16 protein-coding genes are annotated in these 15,548 nt (G+C 66.1%); 7 read left to right on the forward strand and 9 right to left on the reverse strand.

Going from position 1 to position 15,548, the window contains the following annotated elements; translation table 11 throughout:
- Nucleotides 1-33 precede the first annotated feature (33 nt).
- The 6 genes from GFK26_RS27225 (at nt 34) to GFK26_RS27250 (ending at nt 5,679) form a co-directional block, all read left to right on the forward strand.
- Nucleotides 34-2,604 carry a heavy metal translocating P-type ATPase gene (locus GFK26_RS27225; RefSeq protein WP_153284699.1) on the forward strand — a complete coding sequence of 857 codons (2,571 nt, stop codon included), beginning with the start codon at nt 34-36 and terminating at the stop codon, nt 2,602-2,604.
- 10 nt (nt 2,605-2,614) lie between these two features.
- Nucleotides 2,615-2,899 carry a glutaredoxin family protein gene (locus tag GFK26_RS27230; protein WP_153284700.1) on the forward strand — a complete coding sequence of 95 codons (285 nt, stop codon included), beginning with the start codon at nt 2,615-2,617 and terminating at the stop codon, nt 2,897-2,899.
- Nucleotides 2,896-3,918, forward strand: coding sequence for a 2Fe-2S iron-sulfur cluster-binding protein (locus tag GFK26_RS27235; RefSeq protein ID WP_153284701.1), 1,023 nt, complete (start codon nt 2,896-2,898; stop codon nt 3,916-3,918). Before GFK26_RS27230 ends, GFK26_RS27235 begins: the two co-directional genes overlap by 4 nt.
- A gap of 51 nt (nt 3,919-3,969) precedes the next feature.
- Nucleotides 3,970-4,470 (forward strand): Cu(I)-responsive transcriptional regulator, encoded by a 501-nt coding sequence (cueR, locus tag GFK26_RS27240; protein WP_153284702.1) that lies wholly within the window; start codon nt 3,970-3,972, stop codon nt 4,468-4,470.
- A gap of 92 nt (nt 4,471-4,562) precedes the next feature.
- Entirely contained in the window at nt 4,563-4,757 is a 195-nt protein-coding gene (locus tag GFK26_RS27245) for a heavy-metal-associated domain-containing protein (protein WP_153284703.1), read from the forward strand.
- A gap of 37 nt (nt 4,758-4,794) precedes the next feature.
- The gene (locus tag GFK26_RS27250) at nt 4,795-5,679 is read left to right on the forward strand and encodes a hypothetical protein (protein WP_153284704.1); all 885 of its coding nucleotides are present in this window, start codon (nt 4,795-4,797) and stop codon (nt 5,677-5,679) included.
- A 269-nt stretch (nt 5,680-5,948) separates the two neighbouring features.
- Here the strand turns inward: GFK26_RS27250 and GFK26_RS27255 are convergent, their stop codons facing one another.
- From GFK26_RS27255 to GFK26_RS27275, 5 genes are read right to left on the reverse strand one after another with little or no spacing between them, the layout of a single operon-like run.
- Complete coding sequence (locus tag GFK26_RS27255; RefSeq protein ID WP_153284705.1) at nt 5,949-7,379, reverse strand: aldehyde dehydrogenase family protein; 1,431 nt, start codon at nt 7,377-7,379, stop codon at nt 5,949-5,951.
- Nucleotides 7,380-7,412: 33 nt separating this feature from the next.
- On the reverse strand, nt 7,413-8,297 hold the full coding sequence (locus tag GFK26_RS27260; protein WP_153284706.1) for a TauD/TfdA dioxygenase family protein: 885 nt from the start codon (nt 8,295-8,297) through the stop codon (nt 7,413-7,415).
- Between the two features lie 58 nt (nt 8,298-8,355).
- Nucleotides 8,356-9,111: an ABC transporter permease gene (locus tag GFK26_RS27265; protein WP_153284707.1), complete on the reverse strand. Its 756-nt coding sequence runs from the start codon at nt 9,109-9,111 to the stop codon at nt 8,356-8,358.
- Complete coding sequence (locus GFK26_RS27270) at nt 9,101-9,904, reverse strand: ABC transporter ATP-binding protein (protein WP_153284708.1); 804 nt, start codon at nt 9,902-9,904, stop codon at nt 9,101-9,103. Before GFK26_RS27270 ends, GFK26_RS27265 begins: the two co-directional genes overlap by 11 nt.
- A gap of 11 nt (nt 9,905-9,915) precedes the next feature.
- Nucleotides 9,916-10,914, reverse strand: a complete 999-nt coding sequence (locus GFK26_RS27275) for an ABC transporter substrate-binding protein (RefSeq protein WP_153284709.1) — start codon at nt 10,912-10,914, stop codon at nt 9,916-9,918.
- A gap of 101 nt (nt 10,915-11,015) precedes the next feature.
- Between GFK26_RS27275 and GFK26_RS27280 the strand changes: the two genes are divergently transcribed.
- A complete protein-coding gene (locus GFK26_RS27280) occupies nt 11,016-11,693 on the forward strand; it encodes a Crp/Fnr family transcriptional regulator (RefSeq protein ID WP_153284710.1) in 678 nt (225 codons plus the stop codon).
- A gap of 176 nt (nt 11,694-11,869) precedes the next feature.
- On the opposite strand, the gene GFK26_RS27285 is transcribed toward GFK26_RS27280, so the two are convergent.
- Genes GFK26_RS27285 through tauA form a run of 4 tightly spaced genes read right to left on the reverse strand, consistent with a single transcriptional unit; the run spans nt 11,870 to nt 15,491 of the window.
- Complete coding sequence (locus GFK26_RS27285; RefSeq protein ID WP_153284711.1) at nt 11,870-12,640, reverse strand: sulfite exporter TauE/SafE family protein; 771 nt, start codon at nt 12,638-12,640, stop codon at nt 11,870-11,872.
- Between the two features lie 45 nt (nt 12,641-12,685).
- A complete protein-coding gene (locus GFK26_RS27290; protein WP_153284712.1) occupies nt 12,686-13,552 on the reverse strand; it encodes an ABC transporter permease subunit in 867 nt (288 codons plus the stop codon).
- The gene (locus GFK26_RS27295; RefSeq protein ID WP_153286127.1) at nt 13,545-14,360 is read right to left on the reverse strand and encodes a taurine ABC transporter ATP-binding protein; all 816 of its coding nucleotides are present in this window, start codon (nt 14,358-14,360) and stop codon (nt 13,545-13,547) included. Before GFK26_RS27295 ends, GFK26_RS27290 begins: the two co-directional genes overlap by 8 nt.
- 57 nt (nt 14,361-14,417) lie before the next feature.
- Nucleotides 14,418-15,491, reverse strand: a complete 1,074-nt coding sequence (gene tauA / locus GFK26_RS27300) for a taurine ABC transporter substrate-binding protein (protein ID WP_322745820.1) — start codon at nt 15,489-15,491, stop codon at nt 14,418-14,420.
- Between the last annotated feature and the right edge of the window lie 57 nt (nt 15,492-15,548).

A 15,548-nucleotide genomic window follows, 5' to 3' on the forward strand; every position in this document is an offset into this window, starting at 1 on the left:
TGGCATCAACATTCACATCCAAGGGGTAGTTCCATGGCTTCCGTTGCCCTTCCAAGAGGCATCCCTCCCGCCCGCTCCCAGGCCACTCGCCTGAGCCTGCCTGTCGAAGGCATGACCTGCGCCTCGTGCGTTGGCCGTGTCGAGCGCGCGCTGAAGGCGGTCCCCGGCGTGCAGACGGCCGCGGTCAATCTGGCCACCGAGCGCGCCGACATCGGCTTCACCGGCGCGGCCGATGCGCAGGCGGCCGTGCGGGCCATCGAAGGCGCCGGCTACACCGTGCGCGAAGAGACCACCGAGCTCGCCATCGAGGACATGACTTGCGCGTCGTGCGTGGGCCGGGTCGAGAAGGCGCTTGCACAGATCCCGGGCGTGCTCCAGGCCAGCGTCAACCTGGCGACAGAGCGCGCGCGGGTGCGCCACCTGGCCGGGGTCGTCACCACGGCCGACCTCGAAGCGGCGGTCGCGCAGGCGGGCTACAAGTCGCGCCGCCTGTCCGCAGAAACGGCGAATGCGGACGACCAGGACAGCGCGCGTCGCGAGCGCGAGGCGCAGGGGCTGCGGCGCGCCTTGCTCATTGCCGCCACGCTCACCTTGCCTGTCTTCGTGCTCGAGATGGGCTCGCACCTGATTCCCGCCATGCACCATTGGGTGATGGGCGTCCTGGGCCAGCAGACGAACTGGTACGTGCAGTTCGTGCTCGCCACCCTGGTGCTGTTCGGTCCGGGCCTGCGCTTCTTTCGCAAGGGCGTGCCGGCGTTGCTGCGTGGTGCCCCCGACATGAACTCGCTGGTCTCGGTCGGCACGGCAGCGGCCTACGGCTATTCGGTGGTCGCGACCTTTGCGCCCGACGTGCTGCCGCCGGGCACCGCCAACGTCTACTTTGAAGCCGCCGTGGTCATCGTGACCCTGATTCTGCTCGGACGCGTGCTGGAGGCCCGCGCCAAGGGACGCACCTCGCAGGCGATCAAGCGGCTGGTCGGGCTTCAGGCCAAGACCGCGCGCGTCGTGCGCAACGGCACGACTGTCGAGATTGCGCTCGACCAGGTGACGACCGGTGATGTGGTGCTCGTTCGTCCGGGCGAGAAGATTCCGGTCGACGGCGAAGTGGTCGAAGGCGCCTCCTACGTCGACGAAAGCATGATCACCGGCGAGCCGGTGCCCGTGTCGAAGGGCGTGGGCGCCGAAGTCGTCGGCGGCACGATCAACAAGACCGGTGCCTTCAGCTTCCGCGTCACCAAGGTCGGCGCGAACACGGTGCTCGCGCAGATCATTCGCCTGGTCGAGGAAGCGCAGGGCTCCAAGCTGCCGATCCAGGCGCTGGTCGACAAGGTGACCATGTGGTTCGTCCCGGCGGTGATGGCCGCCGCCGCACTGACCTTCGGGGTCTGGCTGGTCTTCGGCCCGGAGCCCGCGCTGACCTTCGCGCTCGTCAATGCGGTAGCGGTGCTCATCATTGCCTGCCCGTGCGCCATGGGGCTGGCCACGCCGACCTCAATCATGGTTGGGACGGGCCGCGCGGCCGAACTCGGCGTGCTCTTTCGCAAGGGCGAAGCCTTGCAGGCGCTGCGCGATGTGAGCGTGATCGCGCTCGACAAGACCGGCACGCTGACCAAGGGACGCCCCGAGCTGACCGATCTCGTGCCTGCCGAGGGCTTCGCCTACGAAGAAGTGCTGGCGCTCGTGGCGGCGGTCGAGACCCGCTCCGAGCACCCGATCGCCGAAGCCATCGTTGCCGCCGCCGAGCAGCGCGGCATCGCGCTCGACCCCGTCGAAGACTTCGACGCGACGCCAGGCTTCGGCGTGTCGGCGCGCGTTTCGGGCCGCACCATCGCCGTCGGCGCGGACCGCTTCATGACGCAGCTCGGCCTTGACGTGGCGAGCTTCCTGCCCGCTGCCCAGCGCCTGGGTGCGCAAGGAAAGAGCCCGCTCTATGCCGCGATCGACGGCCGCTTGGCGGCGATCATCGCGGTCGCCGATCCGATCAAGGAAACGACGCCCGCGGCGATCAAGGCGCTGCACGCGCTCGGCCTCAAGGTCGCGATGATCACCGGCGACAACGCGGCCACGGCCGCGGCAATCGCCCGGCAGCTCGGCATCGATGAAGTCGCGGCCGAGGTCTTGCCCGACGGCAAGGTCGCGGCACTGAAGAAGTTCCGAGCCAATGGCGCGCGGGTCTCCTTCGTGGGTGACGGCATCAACGACGCGCCGGCACTCGCCGAAGCCGACGTGGGCCTGGCCATCGGCACGGGCACCGATGTGGCGATCGAGGCGGCCGACGTGGTGCTGATGTCGGGCGACCTGCGCGGCGTGCCGAATGCCATCGCGCTCAGCCAGGCGACGATCCGCAACATCAAGCAGAACCTGTTCTGGGCCTTTGCCTACAACGCCGTGCTGATCCCCGTTGCGGCCGGTGCGCTCTACCCGGTGAACGGCATGTTGCTGTCGCCGATCTTCGCCGCGGCGGCGATGGCGCTCTCCAGCGTCTTCGTGCTCGGCAACGCGCTGCGGCTCAAGCGCTTCCGCGCACCCATGGCGGTCGAAGCCCGCACCGAGACGGCGCACAGTGCGGCGGCATCACCCCAGCCACGCCTGGCGAACGACTGAGGAGGCGGCCATGACCACCCGCGCAACCCATCCCCCCGTCGTCATCTACACGACACCGACCTGCCCCGACTGCCGGATGCTGAAGGCTTGGCTGGAGCGGGAGGGGATCGCGTTTGAAGAACGCGATCTCACCGACCCGAAGATCATGGCGCAGGCCAAGGCACGCACCGGCGTGCGCGTCGCACCGATCACCCTGGTGGGCGAGCAGGTCTTCTACGGCACGTTCCCGTCGCAAAAGCCGGGCTTGATCGAGGCCCTCGGCCTGCCCCGTCCCGATCGGGAGGGCGCGCCATGACGAAGCAAGTCGCGCTGCGCCAGGCCGGACGCACCATCGCGGTGGCCGAGGGCGTCACGATCCTCGACGCGGCGCTCGCCGATGGCATTGCCTATCCGCATGGCTGCCGCTCCGGCCGCTGCGGGTCGTGCAAGTCGCGCCTCGTCAGTGGCTCGGTCGAGCTTCTCGAGCACAGCCGCTTCGCGCTGTCACAGGAAGACAAGGCGCAGGGCTTGATCCTTGCCTGCCGCGCGATCCCCACCACCGATGCGAGCGTCGCGTGGATCGGCGGCGACGAGGAAGCGCCGTCCCATCCGCGCCGCCGTCTGAACTGCCGTGTGACGGCGATCGAGAACGCAACCCACGACATCAAGCATGTCCAGCTCGCCATCGAAGGGGCCGATCCGCTGGCCTTTGCAGCGGGCCAGTACGCCCGACTCACGTTCCCGGGAGCGCCCACCCGCGACTATTCGATGGCCAACGGGTCGGGCGAGCCAACGCTTGAATTCCACATCCGCCGGGTGCCCGGTGGCGCCGCGACACGGCGCATCCACGCGCTCTTGAAGCCCGGCGATCCGGTGTGGGTGGAAGGGCCGTTCGGGTCTTCCTACCTGCGCGAGCAGCATGCCGGGCCGATCCTGTGCATTGCCGGCGGCTCGGGCCTGGCGCCGATCAAGGGGATCGTCGAGGCAGCCCTTGCGGGTGGCATGAAGCAGCCGATCCATGTGTATTTCGGCGCACGCAGCGATCGCGATCTGTATCTCGTCGATCACTTCGAGGCCCTGGCCCAACGGCACGCCAACTTGCGCTTCACGCCCGTCGTCTCCAGCCCGCCCGCGGCGGCGCGATGGCGCACGGGCCTGGTGACCGAGGCCGTCGCCCAGGACCTGCACGACCTCGATGGCTGGAAAGCCTATGTCGCCGGGCCGCCACCGATGGTCGAAGCGGCCATGCAGCTCGGCACGGCACGCGGGCTGCGGTCCGAGGACCTGCATGCCGATGTGTTCTTCACGCCCGAAGCCGCATCGGCACACCACTGAGCCCCCGGTGCTTCGGGTGGCATTCGATCAATCCCTTGTGAGGAAGAAATGATGAACATCGGCCAAGCAGCCACGTTCTCCGGTGTCTCGGCGAAGATGATTCGCTACTACGAACAGATCGGCCTGATCCCGAAGGCCAGTCGTTCCGACGCAGGCTATCGAAACTACAGCGCGGCGGACGCGCACAGCCTGCGCTTCATCCGCCGCGCACGCGACCTCGGTTTTTCTGTCGAACAGATCTCCGAGTTGCTGGTCTTGTGGCACGACCGTGAGCGCGCGAGCGCCAACGTCAAGGCGATGGCGCTCCAGCATGTCGCTGGCCTGAACGGGAAGATCGCCGAGCTGCAGGCGATGGCGCAAACGCTCGGGCATCTGGCCGACCACTGCCACGGCAATGACCGTCCGGACTGCCCGATCCTGGCAGACCTGGCCCAGCCCACCGCCGACACGGTGACGAAGCAACGCACGCAGGCGTCCCATCGCACGCCGCGGTTCGGCGTCGACACGCCGGCCTCGTCACGCCATCGCGCGGCCCCGACGACGCCTTCGTGAGCACGGGGCAAGAAATTCACCGAAAGGTGTTGACCTTGCCACGCTGTCAAAACCCACAGTAGCCACTCACAGCAACCAACCAGGAAATCCAGATGCTTCGTTTCTACATCCCCAACATGACGTGCGGCGGCTGCGCCAACTCCGTCACCGCAGCGCTGCGCAGCGTCGATCCGCAAGCCCGCATCGAAACCGACCCGCCCTCGCGTCAAGTCCGCGTCGAGAGCGCCCTCGACGAAAGCGCGTTCCTCGCGGTGCTTCGCGAGGCCGGATATCCGGACAAGCAGTGACCCAAAGCCATGTCCTACTGATCAAGGAGAAAGTCGCATGAACATCAAGCATCTTCTGGCGATCGGCGCGACAGTGGCTGGTGCCGCCGCACTGCCATCGCTCGCGGCACAGCCGCCCCTGAAGGGCACGTTCGCCCTTCCCGGCGTGGCCGAAAAGGTCACGGCCGAACTCGTGGTCCGGGAGACCGGGCCGCTCACGCGCGAGCTGCAGATCGCTTTCACCGACAAGGGGACGGGCCGGCCCATCACCCAGTTCGACGAGGAACTGACGCAGGAACTCCACGTGCTCGCGACCGACAGCAATTTCTCAAGCTTCGTGCACGAGCATGCAGGCAAGCGAGGCGCAGACGGCCGCTTCAGCGTCGCGATGCGCTTTCCGAAGCCCGGCACCTACCATGTCTACGCCGACGCCATGCCCAAGGGCCTGGGCCAGCAGGTCGTGCGTTTCGAAGTGCCTGTGGACATGACCACGGGCCCGGCCGCACGGCAGCAAATGCCCGTCAGTGCAACCCAGGGGTCCGATGGCCCCTACACGGTCAAGCTGAACGCCTCGACGCTTCGCGCCGGAACCGAAAGCATGATGGCGTTGACGGTCCTGAAGGACGGCAAGCCGGCCAAGGACCTCGGGCTCTATCTCGGTGTTGCGGCGCATGCGGTGTTCGTGAGCACCGACGACCTGGGCTATGTCCACGCGCACGCCATGGCGGCGGACGCGGGCAAGGTAGGCCACGCCGCGCATGCCGCGCACGGGGGCCATGGGGCGCAGGGGTCACATGGCGGCGCCAAGGCCACCGTTCCCGCCGACCTGATGCTCCACGCCACGCCCCCACGTGCGGGTCGCTATGCACTGTGGATTCAGTTCAAGGGCGGCGATCGGGTGCGAACCGTGCCATTCGTCGTGACGGTTCCGGCAGCGCCGTGATTCGCCACGAATCACGTTGACAGGCTTGGCGGGCATACGAGGCACAGGAAGCCAACCATCGGTATTGCCCGTCCAAATGACCCAGCGAAACCGCCAGCACCATCCTTGAAAAGGCGTCCGAATGCGATCCGCTGAGTCTGTGATTTCCTGAAGGCTCGCACCTTCAACGACGCCTGTCTTCTCGGATCAAGCGGGCATTGGAGACCATGGCGTAGGGCCAGCCCGTTGCCCGAGCCGACCGCACCACTCTATGCACGCCTCCTTGGCAATCAGGCTGCCGAACCGCCCATCAACGCCTTGACCTCAAGGAATTCCTTGAACCCGTGCTCGCCCCACTCTCGCCCATTGCCCGACTTCTTGTAGCCACCAAAGGGTGCCCCGAAATCCGGACCGGCCCCGTTCAGGTGAACCATGCCCGTGCGCAGGCGTGAGGCCACGCGGCGCGCGCGCTCCAGGCTGCCCGACTGCACATAGCCCGACAAGCCGTAGGCGGTGTCGTTGGCCATGCGCACGGCGTCGTCCTCCGTGTCATAGGGAAGCATCACCAGCACCGGGCCGAAGATTTCCTCGCGCGCGATGTGCATGTCGCTGCGCACATCGGCGAACACCGTGGGCCGAACGAAGTAGCCCTTGGCCAGGCCTTCGGGTCGCCCCGGACCGCCCGTCACCAGCGTGGCGCCCTCCTCGATGCCTTTCTGGATCATTCCCTGGATCCGGTTGAACTGCAGCTCGCTGACCACCGGTCCCATGTGCATGCCTTCAGCCATCGCGTCCGCCACCGGCATCGCCTCGGCCGCTGCCCTGGCAGCGATCACCGCACGCGCATGCAGGGCGCGCGGCACGAACATGCGCGTGGGCGCGTTGCAGCTCTGGCCGGAGTTGATGAAGCAGGCCTGCACGCCCTGCGCGACGACCGTCTCGAGATCGGCGTCGTCCAGCACGATGTTGGCCGACTTGCCGCCCAGTTCCTGCGTCACGCGCTTGACAGTGTCCGCGGCGGCCTTGGCCACGGCGATCCCGGCACGTGTGGAACCGGTGAAGGTCATCATGTCGATGTCCGGGTGAACGGACATGGCCTCGCCGACCGCCAGGCCGTCGCCGTTGACCAGATTGAACACACCCGGCGGCACGCCTGCCTCGTGCAACACTTCGGCCACCAGGATCGCATTGAGCGGCGCGACCTCGGAGGGCTTGAGCACCATGGTGCAACCGGCCGCCAGCGCCGGCGCCACCTTGCACATGATCTGGTTGATGGGCCAGTTCCAGGGCGTGATCATGCCCACCACGCCGACCGGCTCGTGCACGAGCGTGGTGGTGCCCTGCACTTTCTCGAAATCGAACGCCTTGAGCACCTCGAGCGTCTGCGACAGGTGCGCCACACCGACGGCCGCCTGTGCGGCCTTCGACAGCCACAGCGGCGCGCCCATCTCCTGCGAGATGGTCTGCACGATGTCGCCATAGCGCTGTTGATAGACGGCCAGTACCTTCTCCAACAACGCCAGGCGCGCTTCGCGGGTGGTCTGCGAGAAGGTCTCGAAGGCGCGCCGGGCGGCGGTCACGGCGGCGTCGATGTCCGCTGCCGAGCCCATGCTGATGCGGGCGATGGCCTGCTCGTTGGACGGGTTGATCACGTCCAGGGTACGGGGCACGGCCGGGTCCACCCACTGGCCGTCGATGTAGAACTTCAGATGCTGTTGCATGGCATTTTTCCTTGGGATCGATTCGAATGGGCGTCAGGCTGCCTGGGCCGTACCGGGCGTGTCGAAGGTGACGCGCTGGTTCACCCGGTGGTGCGGCCAGTAGTCCGCCACCGCGTAGTGCTGCGTGCTGCGGTTGTCCCAGATGGCAATGCCTCCGGCTTCCCATTGGTGATGCACCATGAACTCTGGCCGTTGGAGCCAGCCGAGCAGGAAATGCAACAGCCCGCGCGCTTCATGCCGGTCGATGCCGATGATGTTGCGCGTGAAGTCCGCGTTGACGAAGATGCACTTGCGCACCGAATCAGGATTGATGCGCACCACCGGATGCACCACGGGCTTGCCCGCCTTGATTGCGGCGATCAGCGCGTCGTCGCCTTTCTTGCCCAGGTACTCCCGAAAGCCCGACTGCTCCCAGGTATGTACCGCGCTCAGACCCTCCAGGTACTGCTGCATGCCCGGCGACAGCCAGTCGTAGGCCTTGCTGGTGCTGCTCCAGCAGGTGTTGCCGCCGGCCGGTGGCGTGACGGTGATCTGGATCGCGGTGCCCAGCGGCGGGTTGAGCTTCCAGCTGATGTCGGTGTGCCAGTTGTCGATGGCCGGCGGACGCTCGCGGTCGGAGACGATCATCTCCATCTCGGGTGCGTCCGCGTTGCGGTCGAAGTACGAGCCCTTCGAGATCGGGCCGAACACCTGGCCCAGCGCGATGTGCTGCGCCGGTGTGATCGTCTGCGGCTTGAAGAAGATCACCTCGAAATCGAACAGCGCCTGCCGCAGTTCGGTTTTCACGGCGTCGCTCAGCGGCTTCGTGAGGTCGACGCCTTCGATCCAGGCCGCGAAGTTCGGCATGCGCGGCACCGGCTGGATGTGCTGGTAGCGGCTGGCGATGTCGATCAATTCCATGGGCGCGGTGTTGGCCATGAGCAGTACCTTTCGATGAAGAGAATGAGACGGTGAAAAGGAGAAGTCGACGCGAGGCCTACTGCCAGTGCAGCAGGCGCTTTTCGAGCCAGGTCATGAAGCGCACGATGCCCACGCCCAGCAGGGCCAGCACCAGCAGCAGCGCCATCACGCCGTTGATGTCGAAAGTGGAGCCCAGGTAAGCTAGCGTCTGGCCCAGCCCCTTCTCACTGGCGATGATTTCGGTGCCGACCACGCCGAGCAGCGCATAGATCAGCCCGAGCCGCAGGCCCGAGAAGATGACCGGCACCGCGCCGGGCAGCGTGACCTCGAAGAAGGTGGTGGCCGCGCTGGCGCCCAGCGTGCGGCACAGGGTCACATGGTCCTGGCTCACGCCGCGGATGCCCGCCACCGTGGCCGACAGCACGATGAAGAAGGTGAGCGAACAGCCGACGGCGATCTTGCTGCCGATGCCCAGCCCGAACCACAGGATGAACAGCGGCGCCAGCGCAATGCGCGGCATCACGTTCAGCGCATTGAAGTACGGATCGGCGAAGCGCTCCAGCGCAGGCCAGCGCACGAACACCAGCCCGACGGCGAAGGCCGCGAGGCTGCCCATCACGAAAGACGCCCCCACCGATGCGAGCGTCCAGCCCAGGTCGGTCCAGAACTTCGCGGTGCCCAGGTTGTTCCACAGGTAGGCCGCCACGCCGCTGGGCTGGCCGAAGAACGTCGGATCAACCCATTTGCGGACCGCGGCCAGCTCGCCCAGCCCCAGCGCGGCCACGATGAAGACGAGGTGCAGCATCCCCCATTGCAGACGGCTAGCCTTCATGGTGCACCCATCCCGATTCGAGCTGCGACCACAGCGTTGCATACAGTTCGTGAAAGCGCGGCGACTTCTGCAGCTCGCGGATCGAGCGCGGACGCGGCAGATCGATAGGCACGTCGGCAATGATGCGGCCGGGCCGCGACGACATCACCACCACGCGATCGGACACCGCCACGGCCTCGGCCAGGTCGTGCGTGACGAACAGCGCCGTGTGCCGGTGCTGCTGGCATAGGCGCAGCAGCAGGTCTTGCAGCTGCAGCTTGGTCTGTGCATCGAGGGCGCCGAAGGGCTCGTCCATGAGCAGCAGCGGCGCATCGAGCGCGAAGGTTCGGGCCAGCGCCGTGCGCTGGCGCATGCCGTGCGACAGCGCCTTGGGCAGCGCATCCGCGTGATCGGCCAGCCCCACTTCGGCCAACACGCGCCGCGCGCGCTCCAGGCTCTTCGCCTTGGGCAAGCCACGCACACGCGCACCGAAGGCGGCGTTCTCGAGTGCGCTGCACCACGGCAGCAGGCTGTCGCGCGCCAGCATGTAGCCGATCTGCGGGTTGCCGATGCGCGGCGCGGCGCCCAAAACCTGCACCGTGCCCTCGCCCATGTGCGGCACCAGGCCGGCGCACAGGTTGAGCAGCGTGGTCTTGCCGCAGCCGCTGGGGCCGACGAGCGAGACAAACTCGCCCTCGGCGACGTGCAGCGAGACGTCGGCGAGCACGGACGAACGGCCATCGAAGCTCAGATGCACGCCGTCGATGGCGACGGCGCGGCCGGCTGCTGGAGGAGAGAAGGCTGTCGAAGACATGGACCTCCTGCTCACTGCGCCAGCAGCTTGGCGGTGTCGACCACCTTGTCGATCTGGCCGGTGCGCTGCATGTACTGCGCCGCATGCTGGAAGGCCTTGGCGTCCACCGGGAACTGGAAGGCCGGCACGGAGTTGCGCAACGAGACCTCGAGGATCTTGTCGCCGTCGGGCGCGCTGATCTTGAAGGTCTCTTGCGCCGTCTTCAACAGGGCGCCGAAGTTGGCGGGGTTCTGGGCGAAGTCGCCGGCCTCGCGCATCGCCTGCCGGAAGCCTTCGACGGCCTTGGGGTTCTTCTGGAGGAACTCGGCGCGCACCACCTGCAGCACAGCCGCTCCGTTGGTGTCCAGCACGTCGGTGGGCCCCTGCCCCTTGCGCGGATCGACCACCATGCGGCAGGCCTTGGTGACCTCGCAGAAGCCGTCCATCGGCGCGAAAAGCATCAGGCCTTCGACCTGCTTCTGCGAGATCGCCGGGAAGGCCGTGTTGGGCGATCCCACGGCCACGATGGTCACGTCCTGGGCCGTCATGCCGGCGCCCTTGAGCAGGCTGACCAACTGAAACTCCGCCGCACTGCCGCGCGCGGTCACACCGATCTTCTTGCCCTTGAAATCCTGCATCACCGCCGGGTAGCCCTTGTCGGCATTGGGCGATGCCAGGCCGGCACCGGCCATGAGGAAGAAGTTCGGCGAGCGCGCGCCGCTGCCGATCACCTTGAGATCGGCCCCTTTGTTGGCGGCCTGAACGATCACCTCGGGCGGTGTGAAGGCGACCTCGAGATCGCCGGCCAACAGGGTCTGCATGGCCAGCGGCGCCTGAGGAATGGTGCGAAGCTCGCACTTGACGCCATGTTTCTCGCACAGGCCGTTGGCATTGGCCACGCGCACCAGGAAGTTGCCGATGCCCGGGTAGTCCTGGATGCGTAGCGTGGTGGTGGCGGGCTGGGCATGGGCCGGTGCGTGCAGCACACACACGGCGGCTGCGGCAAAAGCGATCAGGCTGTTTCGAAGCATGGTGGAATCCGTTTCGATTGGGTTGCATCGGGACGCTTGCGCGCCGATCGATTACAAAATCGGAGACCCGCTCAAATTGCGCTTCAGGTGACAATTTCGGGGTGAACACCAAGCTCGACTTCCCTAATCCCTCGCAAAGCGAACGCTATCGCGTCGACTGGATGGCGGACTTGCCGGCAGCGTCGGTGCGACGACTGCGGGAGATCGGCACCCGGCGCCTCTATCAGGACGGCCAGCTGCTGCAAAAGCGCGGCGACTCGGCCCACCATGTGCTGGTGCTGATCTCGGGCCGGCTGCGGTCGGTGGGCTACACCGCCGGCGGCACGGAGCAGGTCACACGCTGGATGGAAGCCGGCGAGGTCAGCGGCTTCAGTTCGGTACTGGGCAACGCCCCCGTTCCGGTGGACCTGGTGGCCACGGGGGACGTCGAAGTGCTGGTACTGCCGCGCAAGCCCTTGCTCGACTTCCTGTCCAGCGACGCGATCGCCAGCCTCGCCGTCGCCCGCGTGCTGAGCCTTCGCGTCAATGAACTGTTCGACATGGTCTTCATCCGTGCCGAAGACGCATTGAGCGCTCGGGTTTGGGCCACGCTACAGCGAATCGCCGCCGAGAACGGTACGCCGCAGGGGGACCGCACGATGCTGCGCATCTCGCAAGGGGACCTCGCCCACGCGGTCGGCGCGTCCCGCCAGCGGGTGAACGGAGAGCTGCGCAAGCTCCAGGCTGCGAACAGGATCAGGCTTGGCTATCGGTGGCTGGAGATCCTGAATAGAGAATGACGTGAAACGCTTCGCGGCGACGCGCAGGCGGCGGATGAAGCGGGGATGAAGAAGGCCAGTCGGACATGCTTCAACGGCCCGCGACCTTTCCAAGAAGTGTCCGCAAAGCGGTCCCTACTGCTCTGCGCTACCCTGGTCCAATGAGCCCGGGTAGCGCAGGGACACCCATCTGGCAATCAAGCGCCGCCGCGCACGTAGCTCGCGGCAATTGGCAGAATCAGGCTAAGGCCGGCCACCCCCAGCAGCGCACAGACGATCAGCCGCACAGTGCGCGCAGACCAGTTGGGTGGATGACGCTGCAACAGCCATGTCAGTGCCATCACCAATGGCATCGCGAACAGGCAGAGCCAGAGCGCGCGCAGGCTGAAATGGCCGGCAGGCACCACCAGCATCAGACGCAGCAACGAGTTGAAAGCGAAGATCATGACCAGTGTCTGGCGGATCGCCACCTGCCCCATTGGTTGCCGATAGAACTGGTAGACCAGCGGCGGACCGGCGCTCGAGAACAGCCCGCTCATCAGGCCGGAGACCAGGCCAAAGGCACGAAAGCTGCTGCGCGACGAACGCTCGCGCAGAGGTGTCACGCGCACCAGCATGGTGGTGGCGCACGCGAGAATCGTGAGGCCCAGCAGGACACGAAGCAACAGCATGACGTTTGCGCTCAGCCAGCCGATCAACAGCACCCCGGCCACCACGCCGATGCCGCTGCCGGTCGCTGTGTCGCGCAGCGCCGCCAGATCGAGCGCCTTGCGCGAGCCCCGGAGCACGAGGGAGGCCTGAACCAACGTGAGAACGCTGGCAACGTTGGCTGCATCCGCGAGCGGCACGATCTCCAGCATGCCGACCAGCCCCATCAGGATCAGGCCGAAGGCAAAGCCGGTGAGTGTCTGCGCACAGGTGGCGAGCGCCACGCACAGCAGGAACGACGCTCCCTGCCAAACAGTCATGGTGCTTCGTTCTCCTGTTGCTGGTTGACGCTCGGCAACGCCGCGCTACACCCTGCCCTTCCATGGCACCAGCACCTTCTCGAGGTAACGCATCAACACGTCGAAGCTGAACGCGAACAGGCCGATCACGATGATGCCCATGATGACCACGTCGCTCGCCAGGAACTCCGCAGCGTTGAGCACCATGAAGCCCAGGCCGCGAGTGGATGCCACCATCTCGCCAGCCACCAGCGTGGTCCAGCCCACACCGATGCCGATGCGCATGCCGGTAAAGATCTCCGGCAGAGCCGACTTCAGGATCACGTGCCAGATCACCTGTGCCCGCGTCGCGCCCATCGAATAGGCGGCGTGGATCTGCTCGATCGACACCGAGCGTACGCCCGAGCGCGCGGCGATCGCCAGCGGGGCAAAGATCGCCAGGAAGATCAGGTAGAGCTTGGAGAACTCGCCGATGCCGAACCAGATGATCACCATCGGCAGGTAAGCCAGCGGTGGCAGCGGGCGATAGAACTCGATCAACGGGTCGAAGATGCCGCGCGCCACACGGCTCACACCCATCATGACGCCGATCGGGATGGCGGTGGCACAGGCCAGCGCGAACGCCCCGAACACCCGATACAGGCTGGTCCAGGTGTGCTCCAGCAACGTGGCGCCCGCGAAGCCGTGAGTCGACACCTCCAGGAACTTGCTGAACACCGCCTGCGGCGACGGCAGGAACAACGGCTTGACCCAGCCCATCTGGGTCACCAGCATCCACAGCGCCAGCGTGGCAATGACGGTGCCGGTCGCGATGGCGCCGGCCTGACCCTGACCCGGTGCGCCGAATTGTTCGCCGGGCCGCACCGAGCGCTTGGCGAAAAGGCGCGCCAGCAGGCCACCGCCATGGTTTGTCTTCAATGCGATTTCAGACATGGCTCAATTCCTTTTGTACGTCGGCCGCGCGTTCGTCGCCGTAGATGATGTTGAGCACCTTCTCGCGCATCTGGATGAAATCCGGACTCGACTTCACAGCCCGCGCGTCTCGCGTCTGCAGGAAGCGCTTGTTGAAATCGAGTTCGTAGCGGTGCGTGATGCGGCCCGGGCGCGGCGACATCACGATCAGATGGCTTGCCAGGAACAGCGCCTCTTCGACGCTGTGCGTGATGAAGAAGAACATCTTCTGCGTCTTCTGCCACACGTCCAGAAGCAGCTCCTGGATCGTCTCGCGCGTCAGTGCGTCGAGCGCCGCCATCGGCTCGTCCATCAGCAGCATGGCCGGGTTGCAGGTCAGTGCACGCGCAATCCCCACGCGTTGCTGCATGCCGCCCGACAGCTGGTAGATCATGTGTTTGTGGAAGTCCTGCAACCCGACCAGCGCCAGGTTCTTGGCCGCGCGGTCGCGCCGCTCGGCCGTGGGAACGCCCTGCAGCTTGAGGCCGAACTCGGTGTTCTCCATCACGTTGAGCCAAGGCAGCAGCGCATGCTTTTGGAACACAACGCCGCGATCCGAGCCCGGCCCCTGGATGGTTTTTCCGCCAAGCAGCAGATCGCCGCTGGATGCGGAGATAAAGCCAGCCATCAGGCTGAGCAGCGTGGTCTTGCCACAGCCCGATGCGCCGAGCGCGACGACGAAGTCGCCGCGGTTGATCGTCAGGTCGATATGGTCGAGCGCGTGTACCCGTTCGGTGGGCGTGCGCCCCGGATAGGTGACGCTGACGTCCTTGACCTGGAGTTGTTCCATCGCCATGTGAGGTTCCTTGATGTCGTCGCTGTGCTGCGGATACCGTGGCCGGGTTTCTTACTTCAGCCCCATGGCGGCGTCGATGTATTTGGTCGTCACGAACTTGCTGTAGTCGGGCGCCACCGCATCGATGCGCCGCTGCTCCAGCAAGAAGTCGGCTGTTGCCTTCAGTGCCTTGGCCGCGCCGCCGGCTTGGCCGCCGCCGAGCCAGGCCGCTGAAGCCTGCTGCTCCGCAGCGGGATAGGCGTACAGCTTGAGAGCGTCGGAACTGGCCTTGGCATCGCCGCCGATCTTGGCGGCGATCGCCTTGGCGGGTGCCGAGTCAGGGCCCCAGGCCGTCGGGTTGGCGCGGTAGGAGGCATCCGAGTCGGCCAGGGCCTTGACGAACCTGGCCATGAAGCTCGCATTCGCCTCGGCGAACGGGCGGCTTGCCGCCACACCGTCGAAGGTGGCCTTGCCCTTCTTGCTCAACTCACCCGACGTGATCAGCACCTTGCCGGTCTGCTTGATGCGCGCGAGCGCCGGATCCCACACGAAAGCGGCATCGATGTCGCCGCGTTCCCAGGCGGCGGCGATCTGGTTGGGCTGCATGTTCAGCAATTGCAACTCGCCCGGCTTGAGTCCCCATTGCTCAAGCGCAAACATGGCGTGAAAGTGCGTGGTCGACACGAAGGGAACGCCGAGCTTCTTGCCTTTGAGGTCAGCTGGCTTCTCGATGCCCGAGCCGTTGCGCACCACCAGCGCCTCGGCCTCGTTGATGTCGTCGAGGATCCAGAACAGCTGCAGGTCCAGGCCCCGGCTGAGCGCCGCTGCGAGCGGGCTCGAGCCGATGACACCGATCTGGACGTCACCCGAAGCCATCGCGGTGGCGACCTTCGCACCCGATTCGAACTGGCGCCAATTGATCTTGTAGCCGGTCGCCTTTTCGATCGTGCCGCTGGTCATGGCCACGATCATCGGTCCGGCTATTTGCTGGTAGGCGATGGTTACTTCTTTGGTCTGGGCCTGGGCGCTGCCGACGCCACTCAATGCCGATACCATCCCGAATGCGAGGGCGCACCGGCCGAACAATTGTTTAATCTTGCGCATCAATGTCTCCGTTGTGATGAAGTCAGGCGGCAGTGTGTGCACCGGGGCCTGCGGTCCATAGAGCCAGATACGCGCATTCGCTGAGACCACTTGACGATC

It is taken from the genome of Variovorax paradoxus, assembly GCF_009498455.1.
GTDB lineage: Bacteria > Pseudomonadota > Gammaproteobacteria > Burkholderiales > Burkholderiaceae_C > Variovorax > Variovorax paradoxus_H.